We start from the raw sequence: 14,033 nt of genomic DNA, 5'->3' as shown, positions 1-14,033 counted from the left end.
AAGTCACCGGCAATCCCGGCCTGTCACGCGACAACCCGCTGGAGCGCCATCACCGCGATGTCCTGTGCGCCCGTGTCCATGCCCCGCAGAACGACATGATCCTGACCGGCGCCGGACGGGCCGCTTTGTCACGGTGAGCGGCAAGCGCTCATTGCAGCGCGTAGCGAACGGGAAGCGTGATGTCGATCCGGTTGCGGCCCAATCCGGCAGGGATGGCGGGAAGCGGCGACGCACGCTGGATCATCTCCTCCGCAGCCCGGTCGAGGCTGCCATGCCCCGATCCCTGGACAATCGCCCAGCCCGTGATGGTGCCGTCGGCGACGATGGTGAAGCGGACCAGCACGGTGCCTTCCTCCCGCTTCAGGCGCGCGGCCTGCGGATAGATCTTGTGACGGGCCAGCCTGGCCTGGATCGTGCCGAAGTAATCGGCCGCCTGCCTGTCGGAATTGGCAGGCGGGTCCGAGGGTGGTGCCGAATCCGCCGCCGGAGCGGCTGGTTGGGTTGCCGGTGCGGATGACGCCTGCGCCGCCGGCTGAGCGGCGCGCCCGGCTCTGTCCGTCGGGGGGAGTGCGGCCGGCAGGGCCCTGGTGGGAGACGGGGTCCGCTGCGGGAGGCCGGGCGATGGCCGGCGTGCCGGAATTGGCGGCCGGACGGGCGGCGGGGTTTCCTGCTTGAGCGGCTCCGCCGGGACCAGCGCGGGTTGCTCCGCGACCGGTGTGTCGGCGATTGGTGTGTCGGCGAGCGGTGGCATCGGGGCATCGGGAGGCGGCTCCGATTCCCGTTGCTGCGGCGGCTCGGACGCAGGGTCCGGAACCGGCTCCGGACGGACACCCTCCTCCGCGGCCTTGATGCTTTCCGCAACGGGCTCCGACGGCGGCACCGGTTCTGCCGCAGCCGCGACGAAGGAAAGCTCCACCGCAATCACCGCCGGCAGGGGAGCCGGCGGTGATTGCAGACCGACCGCAAGGGCGATCACCCCCGCGTGCAAGGCGAGCGACAACGGCAGGCTCCACCGCGCCGCCCAGCTCCGGGCGGCCGATGGAACAGGGGCCGTTTCCGCAGCGAGACGGGGCAAGGCTGCAATCGTCCGGTGCTTGGGCATGGAGCGGACCTTCGGCAGGGTAAGGCGCGGTGCGACGGACGGTCCGCCTTAGAACTTCACCGTCATGCCGGCGATGAAGGACCGCCCCGCTCCCGGCAGCGCGCCGATCGTGCCCCGGCTTCCCCCTGCCCGGAAATCGGCATAGTCGACACCGCCCAGCGGCAGGGAATATTGACGGTCGAACAAATTTTCGACGCCGGCATCGACCCGGACATTGCCCCACTCGTATCCCGTCCGCAGATTGACCAGCGCATAGCTGGGCGTCTTCGGCTCGTTGCGCGCCGCTTCCACCCGGTCCTTGCGGGCGGTCGCCTGCACCTCGACGGCGCTGCTCCAGCCGCCCAGCCGGTGTTCCATCGTCAGCAGGGCGTTCAGCGGCATGATGTGATAGAGCGCATCGCCGGTGTCGAGGTTGCGGCCATGCACCCAGCCGACCACGCCGGACAGGCGGAAGGAGCCGATCTTGTCGTCCTCGTACAGCCCGGCCGCCGCCGACAGGTTGGCGCCGACCAGGATGGCGTCATGGTTGGCGAAGCGCAGCTTGACGAAGCCGTTGCTCAGCGTGCCGATCCGCTCGACGTCGATGAAATCCTGCACATAGGTGTAATAGGGGGTCAGCTTGACCTCCCAGGATTTGCGGGCGGCATCGTGCAGCGACAGGGTGGTGCTGACGGTGTTGGCGACCTCCGGCTTGAGGTCGGGGTTGCCGACATAGCCGTTGGCGTCGCCGAACCAGCCGTTCATGCTGCTCGACATCGCGCCGGTGCCCCAGGCATAGCGCTCGTAGAGATTGGGCGAGCGGGTCTTGCGGGCATAGCCGGCTTCGATCGCGCTGGTGTCGGAGGGAGTGTAGCGGACCAGGGCCGTCGCGTCGAAATTGACGTCGGTGCGGCCATGGCCGCGGGCGTTGAAGGCGCGGGCGTCGGCCGCATCGGGGTTGGCCATCGCCATCATGCCCATGCCCATGCCCATGCTGTTCTGCCAGGAATAGGGCTGCACGGCACCGGTGTCCATCCACACCACGTCGTTGCGCACGCCGAGCAGCGTCGTCCAGGCCGGCGACCAGCTTGCCTCCCATTCGGCGAAGGTGCCGAGGCGGTTGCGGGAGCCGTCCTTGACGTTCCAGTAGGTCAGCGGACTCATCATGCTGCTGCCGGCCACCGGGTCCCACCAGTCGTCGAGATGGGTGTGGCGCAGCTCGTTGCCGACGCGCAGGGTGTCGCGCGCCGACAGCGGCAGCGTCGCCTTGACCGAATAGCCGGCGTCGGTGGTCAGCGTGTCCATCGGCATGCCGCCGCCGGCGCTGCCGCCCTTGTCCTCAAGGAAATTCATGGTGTGCCGCGTCCGCCGCCAGTTGGCGCGGGCGTCGAGATTTCCCCAGTCGAAGGCGCCTTCGTACCGGCCGTTCAGGAAGACGGTGCGGTTGTCGGTCAGATCCATGCGCTGGGTGGGAAAGCCCTGGTAGGGCATGGTCTGGATGCCGCCCTGCAGCGTGACCTGATGCCCGTCGCGACGCGCCCCGAACGTCACCGCATTGTCCTGCACGTTGTAGAGGGTCGAGCGGACGGTCTGGCCGTCGCCGGCCTTGTAGTTGCCGGCCCGGCTCCAGGATCCGCTGTAGCCCAGGCTGAGGCTGTCGGTGGCGACGGACGCCTCGGCAGCCCCCGTCACGCCACGGCCGTTCGACCGGTAGGAGGCCGACAGCTTGCCCTCGGTGTGCACCGCCTCCCCCGCCGGAGCGAAGACCGGAGGCGCGCTTTCGGCGGCGATGGTGCCGGCGATGCTGTCGCCGCCGGCGCTGACCGGCGTGATCCCGGCCAGAACCTCGATCTTGGACAGGCGCGTCGGCGTGATTGTGGACAGCGCCGGGTTCATCTGGTTGGGGCAGGCGGGCGCGACGGGCGCGCCGTCGACCAGCACATTGACGCGATCGGCACCCAGCCCGTTCAACGCCGGCAGGCTCGACACGCCGCCATTGCCGTAGAGGCTGACGCCGGGCAGGCCGCGCAGCAGGGCCGCGACGTCTCCGGTGGTGGGCCGGCGGGCCGCCAGCCCATCCCCGCCCAGGGCGGTGCCGGCGGCCAGGGCATCGTCCGGGCCTGCGATCACGGAAATCGCCGGAAGCGATTGGGCAAGCGGTGAAACGGTCTGGGCGGACAGAGCGGTGGGAAACAGTGCGGTGAGGGCAGCACCGGACAGCAGGGCGGCGCGCAGGGCGCCGGCCGCGGCGAAACGCAACATCATGGAACATCTCGATCTGAGGCCAGCCGAACACGGCCCCGCGCCATCGGTGCGAAGGGTGTGCAAGGCTGCGAACAGGAAAGGTCGGCAAGGGCGGGTCGCCGCGCGGATATCCCGCGCGGCGACCCGCGATTCCGGCCTCAGACCGGTGGCGCGCGGGCCTGGAGGGTGGAGAGGAACCAGCCGGCGGCGATCACGTCGCCGGGCAAGGCTTCGGGGCTGTGGCGCCCGACCGACGAGCGCGTCATCCGCAGATCCGGCGGCGGCAGCGCCAATCCACCGATCAGCGGACAGAGCGGGCAGGAGCCGCCCGACATCAGCAGATTGCCTCGGAGCAGATCGCCTTGGCCCGAATCGTTCTGCGCCGAATTGCTCTCGTCGCCTGCCGGATCGCCTGCCATTCCGTGGTCGTCCATAACCACGGTCTTGAACCCATCCGGCGTGCAGATGACGATCCGGCTGCTCTCGGCCGCATTGGCGGATGCGATGACGGCGGGCATCCAGGCCCAGGCGACGACCTGCAACAGCAGCGCAATCGCACCGGCCGCAAGGCCGGCCCGTCGCGTGGGTCGCAGTCTGTCCTGGGTCGCGCTCATGCCGATCCGTGCATCGATCCATCTTGCCCATCGCACGTGCAACCGCACGCATTGGGTGCGGCACATTAGCCGAAGCGCCGCAGTCGGGATCAGCGGCATTTTCCCGCAGGCCCAAAATTCGCCGGCGAACTTCTCCTTGCAGGCCGCATGAGGGCACGTTATGTTATGTTATAACATAACGTTCTGTATATGGACTCTCCGATGCTTTTGTTCGTTCGCAAAGCTTGACCGGGCGCCGCGTCGCTCATGAATGGTCCCGGTTCTGGTTCTTCCGGCGGTTCGCCACCGGAAGCTAAGAGGGAACCCGGTGAGCTGCCAACCCTGCGAAGGGGAATGCGGTGAGGCCGGGGCTGCCCCCGCAACTGTGAGCGGCGAGCCGTACCGTCATTTCAAGCCACTGGCGCCCATCGGCGCTGGGAAGGCCGGACGGAACGGCGATGACCCGCAAGCCAGGAGACCTGCCAGCACCACAACGAAACGTCCTCGGGCGGGGTGTCCCGGTGGAACGCTTGCCATGCGTGTGCCCGGATTCCGCTCCGGTCGCGTCGCATGCTCCGCAAGACGTCCGCCACGCCTCCCCGTCCGCAAAGACAGGAAGCACGCATGGCGTCAGCGTCCCTCCCCACAGAGGCATCGGTCCCTCCCCCCACCATCGCGGTGGAGCGGCTGGGGTGCCGGCTGGCCGGCCGCATGGTCCTGTCGGACATCGGTTTCTCGGTTTCCGACGGTGAAATCCTCGGCATTCTCGGGCCGAATGGCTCGGGCAAGACCACGCTGCTGCGCTGCCTCGCCGGCCTGCAAACCCCGTCCGCCGGCCGGGTTCTCATCGACGGCGACGATCCGCGCGCCCTGCGGCCGGTCGAGCTGGCCCGCCAGCTGGCGCTCCAGGCGCAGGATTTGACCGCAGCACTCGGCTTCACCGTGCGCGACGTGGTCGGCATGGGGCGCCTGGCCCACCGCCGTTCCCCCTTCGCCGCAGCCGGGGCGGAGGACCGCACCATCGTCGCCGACGCCCTGGACCGGCTGGAACTGTCCGGGCTCTCCGGGCGGGCAGTCGAACAGCTGTCGGGCGGCGAACGCCAGCGGGTGATGATCGCCCGCGCCCTGGCCCAGCGTCCGCGCATCCTGCTGCTCGACGAGCCGACCAACCATTTGGACATCCACCACCGCTTCGCCGTGCTCGACCTCGTGCGCGCGCTCGGCATCACCGTCGTGGCGACGCTGCACGACATCGAGCTGGCGGCCCGCTGGTGCGACCGCATCCTGCTGCTGGCCGACGGCCGGCTCCAGGCCGATGCCGCGCCGGAGGACGCACTGACCCCCGCCCGGCTGACCGCCGTCTACCGCGTCGCTGCGGCGGTTGACCGCCGCCCCGATGACGGCCGGCTGCGCATCGACCTGTCGCCCCTGATGTCGCCTCTTACGGAGCCAGCACGATGAGACGCTTTCTCCGCGGCGCTCCGCCTCTCGCCACGGTCTTCGCCTTGGCCCTCGCCCTGCAAGCCGGTGGCGCCTGCGCCCAAACCTATCCGGTCGAGGTCGCCAACTGTTTCGAGACCGCCCGCTTCGCCGCGGCCCCCAAGCGGCCGATGGTCCACGACACCAACATGACGCAGACCATGCTGGATCTCGGCCTCGCCGACCGCCTGGTCGCCGTTTCCGGCATCGAGGGGGTGGAGCACCGGCTGGTCGCCCCGCCGGGCGTGGTCGCGGCGCTGCCCCGGCTGCCCGACCGCGCGCCGACGCTGGAGGCGGTGCTGTCTGTCAATCCGGACTTCCTGTTCGCCGGCTGGAGCTATGGCTTCAATCAGGCGCGCGGCCTCACCCCCGCCCGGCTGGCGGAAATGGGCGTGGCGACCTACACGCTGCGGGAAAGCTGCATCCGCATCGGCCCGCGCGAGCCGATCAGCATGGACACGCTCTACGCCGACCTGCTGGCGCTGGGCGCCATCTTCGGCGTGACGGAGCGTGCCGAGGCCATGGTCGCCGATTTCCGCCGCCGCGTCGCCGCCATCACGGAGCGTGTCGGTGGCGTCGCCAACCGGCCGCGCGTGATGTACTGCGACCAGTGCCACACAGACGCGCCCCCCTTGTCGGTCGGGCGCGAAGGGATGACCAGCCTGCTGATGGCTCTGGCCGGCGGGCGCAACATCTTCGACGACATCCCTGACAGCTATGTCCGGGTGAGCTGGGAGGAGATGGTGTGGCGCGATCCGCAATGGATCATCGTCAGCGCGCACCGGATCCCGGCCGAGGACGCCATCCGCCATCTGACCTCGGCACCGCAGCTGGCCGACGTCGAGGCCGTGCGCAAGCGGCAGTTCATCGTGCTGACCTATGCCGAGCAGACGCCCTCCACCCGCAATGTCGAGGCGCTGGAGCGGATGGCGCGGACCCTGCACCCGGAGCGCTTCACGCCATGAACCGCTCCCGCCTGCTGGGCCTGTCGCTGATCCTGGCCGCCGCGCTGGCCCTGTCTGCGGTGGCTGCCGTCGGGTTCGGCGCCGCACGCGTCCCCATCCCCAAGGTCTGGGCGGTGGTCGTGCACGAGCTGTGGCCGGCGCTGGCCCCGCCCGCCGACGTCAGCCGGGCCGAGCGCAACATCGTCTGGGAATTGCGGCTGCCGCGCGTGCTGCTTAGCGCGCTGGCCGGTGCCGGACTGGCGGCGGTTGGGGCCGTGCTTCAGGTGCTGACGCGCAACCCGCTGGCCGACCCCTATCTGTTCGGCGTGTCGGCTGGCGCCTCGGTGGGGGCGGTGACCGTTCTGCTCTATGCCGGCGCGGTCGCCGGAATGCTGGGTTTGCCGGCCGCCGCCTTCCTCGGTGCGCTCGCGGCGATGCTGGCCGTCTTCGCCGCGGCACGCGGGCGCGACGGCGTGGTGACCAGCGAAAGGCTGGTGCTGACCGGCGTCGCAGTCGCCTTCATCCTGCACGCCGTCACCAATGTCCTGATCGTCATGGCGACGGATCGCGGCGCCGACGCCGCGCTGTTCTGGATGATGGGCGGCTTCGGCACCGCGCGCTGGAGCGTCCTGCCCGTTCCGGCGGTACTGGTCGTCGGCGGGCTGCTGTGGCTGTGGCTGCGGGCGGAGACCGTCAACACGCTGGCGTTGGGCGACGATGCCGCCCGCTCGCTCGGCACCGATCCGGGGCGCCTGCGGCTGGAGCTTTTCCTCGTCACCGCCCTGATGACCGGAGCGCTGGTGTCGGCCTGCGGCGGCATCGGCTTCGTCGGGCTGGTGGTGCCCCACATCGCGCGGATGCTCGTCGGGGGCCATTTGCGGGCGCTGCTGCCGGTGGCGGCACTGGGCGGGGCGCTGCTCCTGCTGTGGGTGGACGTCGCTGCCCGGTCCCTGTTCGCCCCGCGCGAGATCCCGGTCGGCATCGTCACGGCGCTGGTCGGCGGCACATTCTTCCTGTGGCTGATGCGGCGGAGAAGCCCGGTATGACGCAGACCCAGGCAAACCCGCCGTCCAGGCGCGCCATCGTCCTCTACGGACGCGCCTCCTTCGACCATGGGCAGGCCCTGAAGGCACTCGCGACGGCACTGGCCGGCCGGCACACCGCGCGCGGCGAAGCCGTTACTGTGGCGACCGCTTACGCCGACCTGTCCGGCCCGGCATTGCCCGGCGTGCTCGCGGATTCTGGAGCGGGAGGGCGTGGCCGAGGCCTTGGTCATTCCCGCCATGGTGCCGGCCGATCCCAGCCTGTCGGCGTGGCTGCCGGGCGCGCTCAGCCATTGGGCGGCGGCGGCCGGAACGGCGATGGCCGTCCGGCTGGCACCGCCGGTGGAAAGCGCGCTCGACCTGCCCGCCGCCATCGACCGCATCGCCCTCACCTGCATCGCCGGAGGGCCGTCGGACAGCCTTGCGAAGGACGTTCGCGAGACCGAGCCCAGCCTTGGCAAGCCCGGCTGGTCGGCAATCCCCGAACATGGCCGTCAGGTCTTCGTCTGTGTCGGTGCCCGCTGCCTGCATCGCGGTGCCGAGCCGCTGTACCAGCATCTGCGCACGGTGATGAAAGGGCACCGCGCCCTGAACGCCGGTCCACGCCGGGTGATGTGCGCGCGGACGAGCTGCCTTTACCCCTGCAACCGCGGACCGCTGCTGGTCGTCCAGCCCGACGCCGTCTGGTACGGCGACCTGACGCCCGCGAAGATCGACCGCATCGTCACCGGCCTCCTGCTGTCCGACACACCTGAAACCGCCGACATCCTCCACAGCAACCGCCCGGTGGGGCAGGCGGAGGACGCCCCCATGGGGTGATCCTGCCTCCCTGAATGCCGGCCGTCCGGCTTTTCAACTCGACCGAACGGCGCCGGCGCCGTCCACCCAGCACCCCGCACACCTGTCAGCCGCGAAGCACCGACTTCGCGGAATGCCCTTTCTCGTCCTTTTTCATCCTGGGGGATTTTGTCCATGCTTCCTGCCCATCCTGCCCGCATCGTTTCCGGCCGGCACAACCGCCACCGCTCCGGTTCCCTGGCGACACTGCTCCTGGTCGCCGCCTCCTTCGGCCCCGCGGCGGCCGGAGCGGCCGAATCCGAACCGCCGGTGACGCTGGACCCGGTCACCGTCACCGGCCGGGCGGCGGACGACGCCGCCGGGCTGGCGCTCGACCGGCCGAACACCGGCGGCAGCCGCCTCGGCCTGACCCCGCTGGAAACTCCGGCCAGCGTCGAGGTGATCGACGGCCGGACCATCCGCGATCGCGGCCAGACCAGCGTGACGGAGGCCGTCACCCAGAACGCCACCGGCTTCACCACGCTGGCGGCTCCCGGCAACGGCGGATCGTCGCTGGCGACGCGCGGCTTCGCCGGCCACGGCTCGGTGATGCAGCTTTATGACGGGACGCGGCTCTATGTCGGGTCGGGCACCGTCACCTTTCCGTTCGACGCATGGTCGGCCGAACGCATCGAGGTGTTGCGCGGCCCGGCCTCCGTCCTCTATGGCGAGGGTGCCATCGGCGGCGTGGTCAATGTGGTGCCCAAGCGCCCGACCACCGATGTCCGCAACGAGGCGACCGTCGCCATCGGCACCGACGGCACCCGGCGCGCCGCCTTCGGCAGCGGCGGTCCGCTGAGGGAAAAGCTGTCCTACCGGCTCGACGCCAGCGGCAACCGCTCCAACGGCTGGGTCGATCGCGGCGACACGAAGACTTCTCGCATTGTCCGGCGCGGTGAAGCTCCAGGCGACACCGGATCTGGCCCTCACCCTGTCCAACGACTATGGCGACCAGCAGCCGCAGGAGTATTTCGGAACGCCGCTGATCGCGGGCAGCCTCGACCGCGCGCTGCGGCACCGCAACTTCAACGTGGCCGACAGTGACATCCGCTATCGCGACAACTGGACCCAGCTCAAGGCCGAATGGGCGGTGTCCGACGCGCTGACATTGCGCAACACCGCCTACCACCTGACCAGCCACCGCCACTGGAAGGACGTGGAGAGCTACGCCTGGACCGCGGCCACCCGGCGCATCCAGCGCAGCAGCTACATCGAGATCTACCACGACCAGCGGCAGGTCGGTGACCGCTTCGATGCGACCTGGCGCAACAGAGTCTTCGGCATGAAGAACGAGATGGTCGGCGGTTTCGACCTGAACCGGATCGAGTTCAAGCACACCAACAACTCGCCCTATGGCGGGTCCAGCACGGTCGATCCGTTCGACCCGGCGCCCGGCCTGTTCCTCAACACCGCCGGCACCTCTCCGCGCAGCCGGTCGCGCACCCGCCAATATTCCCTGTTCGCCGAGGACCGGCTGGCGGTGACGCCGCAGCTGTCGCTGGTCGGCGGCATCCGCTACGACGCCCCCACCGTCGAGCGCTGGGATCTGGCGGCGGGAACCGCCTACACCAAGGACTTCCGCGCCACCAGCTGGAGGACCGGCGCGGTGTACGAGGTCGTTCCCGGTCTGGCCCTCTACGGCCAGTACGCCACCGCCGTCGACCCGGTCGGCAATCTGATCTCGCTGTCGCCGACGCAGAAGGACTTCGATCTGTCCACCGGGCGGCAGATCGAGATCGGCGTCAAGCAATCCTTCCTCGAAGGGCGTGGCGAGTGGACGCTGGCCGCCTACCGCATCGTCAAGGACAAGCTGCTGACCACCGACCCCAACCAGCCGGCGGTGACCGTGCAGGTCGGACAGCAGTCCTCGCGCGGGCTGGAAGCGTCCCTGTCGCTCGGCCTGTGGGAAGGCGTGCGGGTCGACATGAACGGCGCGCTGCTGCGGGCCAAATATGACGACTTCACCCAGACGGTGTCGGGCCGCGCCGTGTCCTATGCCGGCAACGTGCCGACCGGCGTGCCGGAGCGCACCGCCAATGTCTGGGCGAACTGGTCCTTCCTGCCGGGCTGGGAGGTGCGGGCCGGCGTGCAGTATGTCGGCAAGACCTACGCCGACGCCGCCAACACCAGCGTCCGGCCCTCCTACACGGTGGTCAATGCCGGGCTGGATTACCGGCCGACCGACAACACCAAGCTCAGCCTGCGCGCCTTCAACCTGTTCGACGAGGTCTATGCCGTGGCCGGAGGAAACACCAGCTGGGTGCTCGGCCGTCCGCGCTCGGCGGAACTGGCCCTCTCGATGACCTTCTGACCTCTCGGCATTCCGCCCGGGCCTCCCCTGCCCGTCACGCCCTGCGGTGCAGACCGCGGGGCACGCCGGGGCCCGCACACGCGCATGCCGGCCGGCCGGCGAATACCGGGGCGATCAGCCCAAGCGCGTTTAAGGTTTCGAGCGTTTAATCTGACGCATATGTTGTGTGCCGGAGGTGGTTCCTGCACTCCTCGGATGTGTGGAGGTCGCAGATGGAGCCGACGGCTTTCCGCAATTCGTCGATGCTGCGGGCATGCGGTGATGGATACGGCGCGGCACCGGGCCGCCGTTCAGGACAATGGGTCAATTCGCTTCATCGTCTTGCGGCAATGGATCAGCGCGTCGCGAATCATGAAGTTGACCAGCGTCGGCGATACACCGAGGGTGGCCGCGATGTCCTTCTGGCTATGGCCGTGGATCCGGTGCATCTCGAAGGCATAGCGGGTCCGCTCCGGCAGATCGGCCAGAGCGGATTCGAGCGTCTGCAGAAGTTGACGGTTCACGTTTACGCTTTCCGGCGACGCCGCCTCCGGCGTGCTTACCGCCTGCCCTTCCTCCTCCGCTACGAGCAAGCGTGACTCCATGCCCTTCCGGCGGTAATGATCGATTGCCAGGTTGCGGACGACCATCATCAGGTAACCCGCCTTGGCCCGGATGGAACTGGTCGATTCCGCACCCAGAAGCTTCAGAAAGGCGTCCTGGACAACATCCTCGGCATGGTGGCGACAACCGGTGATCCGCTCGGCTACTCCGATCAACGAGCGCCGGTGCGTGGTGAAGACGTCGCACAGGGTCTGGCTTTCGACGGATCCGACCTGTCGCATGGAAAGTTCCTTGTGCAGAGTGAAGCCACGGTTGGGGTTGCAATCCCTCTGGCTTGACAAGCTGCCGCAGGCTAATGCAACTGACAATCATTTGCAAACAAGGAAACGGCAGAATTTCTCCGTGCTGTTTCCAGCGTGCGTTGTAGGGGCTTTGGATGACCGATCGTCTCGCGGGGCTCCGCCCAACCACCCGAATCCGGGGTGCCGGCCACCACCCTCCCACGCTCGGCTGGCTGGCGGCCTGCAGGGTCGGGGCCGGCTGGACGGCGCTCTGGACGGCCTCGCTGGGCTTGCCCACCCCTGCCCTTTCGACCTCCATCGACCCGGCTCCCGCTCCGTCCGACATTGGACAGCCGGCAGTTCAGGAGATGCTGCTGGAGATCCCTGCCCTGCCCCTTCGGGAGGCGCTGACCAGATTGGGCCGCCAGACCGGCTTGCAGATTCTCTACAGCCCCGACCTTCTCGCCGAACGCCGCTCGCGTGCGCTGTCGGGGAAGATGAATCCGGCGGACGCCCTTTCCATCCTGCTGAGCGGAACCGACCTCGCCTTCGAGATGCGGGACGGGATGGTGACGATCGGCCGGCTTCAGGAGAACCCCGGATTTCTTCCGGTCCTGACCGTGGAAGGCCGCCCGTCGTCCGCAGGACAGGCAGCGCGGCTCCCCAGCCACAGCGGCAGCGCCGGCAAAACCGCAATGCCCATCGAGGAATCGCCGCAAGCAATTTCCATCGTCACGCGGGAGGATCTGGACCGGCGCGACGTCCAGGACATCAATGCCGCCCTCTCCTACAGCGCCGGGGTTCGCCCCATCGACTACCCCGGTGGCCAGGGTGCCATCGACGTCTTCGTTCGCGGTTTCCGCCAGAGTTCGGAATCCGTCATGATCGACGGGCTGCGCAGCGGCTACAACCCCTATGGGCTGGAGTACGAGCCTTTCGGCGTGGAACGGGTGGAGGTGCTGAAAGGCCCTGCTTCCACGCTCTATGGGGCCATGCCGCCCGGCGGAGCCATCGCCCTGATCAGCAAGCGCCCGACCGGCGGCACGCTCCATCGGCTCCAGCTGCAGGGCGGAAGCCATGACCGGAGGCAGGTCACGGCCGACCTCAGCGACCGGATCGACGCCGAGGGGACGCTTCGCTATCGCCTGACCATGCTGTCACGACGAAGCGGCACGCAGATCGAACGCACCCCGGACGACCGCCTCTATGTCGCGCCCGCCCTGTCCTGGTCCGCTGGCGAAAAAACCGACATCACGCTGCTCGCGAGCTGGCTCGATTTCCGAAAGATGGGGGCGGAGCAGAGCTTTCCGGCAGCGGGGACGGTGCTGGACAATCCATACGGCCGCCTGGGCTCGAGCCTGTTCCTCGGCTATCCTGGGCTGAGTTCCTACCGTTCGCGAAGCCTGTCGGCCGGCTACGACATCCGGCATGCCCTGACCGGGGACTGGACGCTGAATCAGACCCTGCGCTACAGCCGCAGCCGCGTCGGCTATCTGTCGAGCTGGGCGTCGTCGGGCCTGCTGGAAGCGGACCGCTACTACCGCTTCGGGCTGCAGGACCGGCCCAAGACCAGTTCGACGTTGCTGACGGATACCAGCCTGCAGGGCAACGCTGCCACCGGCCCGCTGCGCCACAGCCTGCTGGCGGGCATCGATCATGGCCGCTACCGGGCGCACGAGACGCGGCGGAACGGCACGGTGGCCGATGCGCTCGACGTGTTCGAGCCGGTCTATGGCGGCTCCTATGGCTGGGACGCGACGCTTGCCCGCGACCTGACCGACCGCATCCGCCAGACCGGCCTCTATGCCCAGGACGAAATCGCTGCCGGCAATTGGCGGCTGACGCTCGGTGGCCGGCTGGACTGGAGCCGTACCGGGACTGTCGGCAGGCTGTCCGATGGTCCTCTGGTGGAGACAACGCAGTTCGACCGGGCCTTCACCAAACGCGTCGGGCTGGCCTACCGCTTCGAAAGCGGCCTGACGCCCTATGCCGGCTACTCGACCTCCTTCCAGCCGAACAGCGACAGCGACGTGCAGGGCCACCCCTTCTCGCCGAGCCGGGGAACACAGTTGGAAGCCGGGCTGCGCTACCGGCCAGAGAGCTTCGACGGTCTCTTCACCCTGTCCCTGTTCCGTGCAGTTCAGCGCAACCTCACTGCCGCCGATCCGGACAATCCCGGCTACTCCATCCAAACCGGAGAGGTGCGGTCGCGCGGCGTGGAACTGGAGGCGAAGGCGGCTCTCGATGCCACGACCGACCTGACGGCGGCCTACAGCTACACCGACGCGCGGGTCACCCGCGACACGCCCTACCCTGGCGGAACCGACAGGACGGGGAAGCGGGTGGCCTCGGTGCCGCGTCATGCCGCCGCGATCTGGCTGCGGCGGCATATCGACGAGGGAGCGGCCGGCGGTCTGACCGCCGGTATCGGGATGCGCTATGTCGGCGCGACCTACAATGCCGCGAACAGCATGCGCGTCCCCTCCTACATGCTGGTCGATGTCAGCCTCGGCTACGATCTGGGACGGCTCCGCCCGGCACTCGAGGGCGCCGGTCTCACCGTGACCGCGACCAACCTTTTCGATCGACGCTATTTCTCGCCGGGATTCTACGAGAACTCCGTCTTCTACGGCAACCGCCGTGCGGTTCTGGCCACCCTGTCCTACAGCTGGTGACG

General features: G+C 68.8%; 11 protein-coding genes and 1 riboswitch. Of the genes, 7 read left to right on the top strand and 4 right to left on the bottom strand.

The annotated features are described in order from the left end of the window. Nucleotides 1-148: 148 nt before the first annotated feature. From ACWPN3_RS10340 to ACWPN3_RS10330, 3 genes are all read right to left on the bottom strand, one after another. Nucleotides 149-751 carry an energy transducer TonB gene (locus ACWPN3_RS10340; RefSeq protein WP_492261425.1) on the bottom strand — a complete coding sequence of 201 codons (603 nt, stop codon included), beginning with the start codon at nucleotides 749-751 and terminating at the stop codon, nucleotides 149-151. A 399-nt stretch (nucleotides 752-1,150) separates the two neighbouring features. Beyond that, complete coding sequence (locus ACWPN3_RS10335; RefSeq protein WP_492242694.1) at nucleotides 1,151-3,346, bottom strand: TonB-dependent receptor; 2,196 nt, start codon at nucleotides 3,344-3,346, stop codon at nucleotides 1,151-1,153. A 137-nt stretch (nucleotides 3,347-3,483) separates the two neighbouring features. Next, on the bottom strand, nucleotides 3,484-4,038 hold the full coding sequence (locus tag ACWPN3_RS10330) for a DUF2946 family protein (protein ID WP_492261334.1): 555 nt from the start codon (nucleotides 4,036-4,038) through the stop codon (nucleotides 3,484-3,486). 147 nt (nucleotides 4,039-4,185) lie between these two features. Then, a riboswitch (cobalamin riboswitch) is annotated at nucleotides 4,186-4,419 on the top strand. Between the two features lie 123 nt (nucleotides 4,420-4,542). On the opposite strand from ACWPN3_RS10330, the gene ACWPN3_RS10325 reads away from it, so the two are divergent. The 6 genes from ACWPN3_RS10325 (at nucleotide 4,543) to ACWPN3_RS10300 (ending at nucleotide 10,532) form a co-directional block, all read left to right on the top strand. Continuing rightward, nucleotides 4,543-5,379, top strand: a complete 837-nt coding sequence (locus tag ACWPN3_RS10325) for an ABC transporter ATP-binding protein (protein WP_492261333.1) — start codon at nucleotides 4,543-4,545, stop codon at nucleotides 5,377-5,379. After that, nucleotides 5,376-6,362: an ABC transporter substrate-binding protein gene (locus ACWPN3_RS10320; RefSeq protein ID WP_109447236.1), complete on the top strand. Its 987-nt coding sequence runs from the start codon at nucleotides 5,376-5,378 to the stop codon at nucleotides 6,360-6,362. Before ACWPN3_RS10325 ends, ACWPN3_RS10320 begins: the two co-directional genes overlap by 4 nt. Next, nucleotides 6,359-7,387: a FecCD family ABC transporter permease gene (locus ACWPN3_RS10315; protein WP_492242691.1), complete on the top strand. Its 1,029-nt coding sequence runs from the start codon at nucleotides 6,359-6,361 to the stop codon at nucleotides 7,385-7,387. The genes ACWPN3_RS10320 and ACWPN3_RS10315 overlap by 4 nt, the downstream gene beginning before the upstream one ends. Before the next feature lie 210 nt (nucleotides 7,388-7,597). Further along, complete coding sequence (locus ACWPN3_RS10310) at nucleotides 7,598-8,203, top strand: (2Fe-2S) ferredoxin domain-containing protein (protein ID WP_492261332.1); 606 nt, start codon at nucleotides 7,598-7,600, stop codon at nucleotides 8,201-8,203. A gap of 153 nt (nucleotides 8,204-8,356) precedes the next feature. Continuing rightward, complete coding sequence (locus tag ACWPN3_RS10305; protein WP_492261331.1) at nucleotides 8,357-9,265, top strand: TonB-dependent siderophore receptor; 909 nt, start codon at nucleotides 8,357-8,359, stop codon at nucleotides 9,263-9,265. Continuing rightward, nucleotides 9,153-10,532: a TonB-dependent receptor gene (locus tag ACWPN3_RS10300; protein ID WP_492261424.1), complete on the top strand. Its 1,380-nt coding sequence runs from the start codon at nucleotides 9,153-9,155 to the stop codon at nucleotides 10,530-10,532. Before ACWPN3_RS10305 ends, ACWPN3_RS10300 begins: the two co-directional genes overlap by 113 nt. Nucleotides 10,533-10,822: 290 nt before the next feature. Here ACWPN3_RS10300 and ACWPN3_RS10295 read toward each other — a convergent pair whose 3' ends face one another. Beyond that, nucleotides 10,823-11,356 carry an RNA polymerase factor sigma-70 gene (locus ACWPN3_RS10295; RefSeq protein ID WP_109447244.1) on the bottom strand — a complete coding sequence of 178 codons (534 nt, stop codon included), beginning with the start codon at nucleotides 11,354-11,356 and terminating at the stop codon, nucleotides 10,823-10,825. 155 nt (nucleotides 11,357-11,511) lie between these two features. Here ACWPN3_RS10295 and ACWPN3_RS10290 point away from each other — a divergent pair, with 155 nt between their 5' ends. Next, nucleotides 11,512-14,031, top strand: a complete 2,520-nt coding sequence (locus ACWPN3_RS10290) for a TonB-dependent siderophore receptor (RefSeq protein ID WP_492242688.1) — start codon at nucleotides 11,512-11,514, stop codon at nucleotides 14,029-14,031. Nucleotides 14,032-14,033 lie beyond the last annotated feature (2 nt).

This window comes from Azospirillum sp. UENF 111221, assembly GCF_058780625.1.
The sequence above is the reverse complement of the archived record's forward strand: the minus strand, read 5'-3'. Positions and strand labels throughout refer to the sequence as shown.

Coding starts and splice junctions, on each gene's coding strand:
- ACWPN3_RS10340 (WP_492261425.1), bottom strand. CDS start 751: ATGCCACCGCTCGCCGACACACCAATCGCCGACACACCGGTCGCGGAG.
- ACWPN3_RS10335 (WP_492242694.1), bottom strand. CDS start 3,346: ATGATGTTGCGTTTCGCCGCGGCCGGCGCCCTGCGCGCCGCCCTGCTG.
- ACWPN3_RS10330 (WP_492261334.1), bottom strand. CDS start 4,038: ATGCCGCTGATCCCGACTGCGGCGCTTCGGCTAATGTGCCGCACCCAA.
- ACWPN3_RS10325 (WP_492261333.1), top strand. CDS start 4,543: ATGGCGTCAGCGTCCCTCCCCACAGAGGCATCGGTCCCTCCCCCCACC.
- ACWPN3_RS10320 (WP_109447236.1), top strand. CDS start 5,376: ATGAGACGCTTTCTCCGCGGCGCTCCGCCTCTCGCCACGGTCTTCGCC.
- ACWPN3_RS10315 (WP_492242691.1), top strand. CDS start 6,359: ATGAACCGCTCCCGCCTGCTGGGCCTGTCGCTGATCCTGGCCGCCGCG.
- ACWPN3_RS10305 (WP_492261331.1), top strand. CDS start 8,357: ATGCTTCCTGCCCATCCTGCCCGCATCGTTTCCGGCCGGCACAACCGC.
- ACWPN3_RS10295 (WP_109447244.1), bottom strand. CDS start 11,356: ATGCGACAGGTCGGATCCGTCGAAAGCCAGACCCTGTGCGACGTCTTC.
- ACWPN3_RS10290 (WP_492242688.1), top strand. CDS start 11,512: ATGACCGATCGTCTCGCGGGGCTCCGCCCAACCACCCGAATCCGGGGT.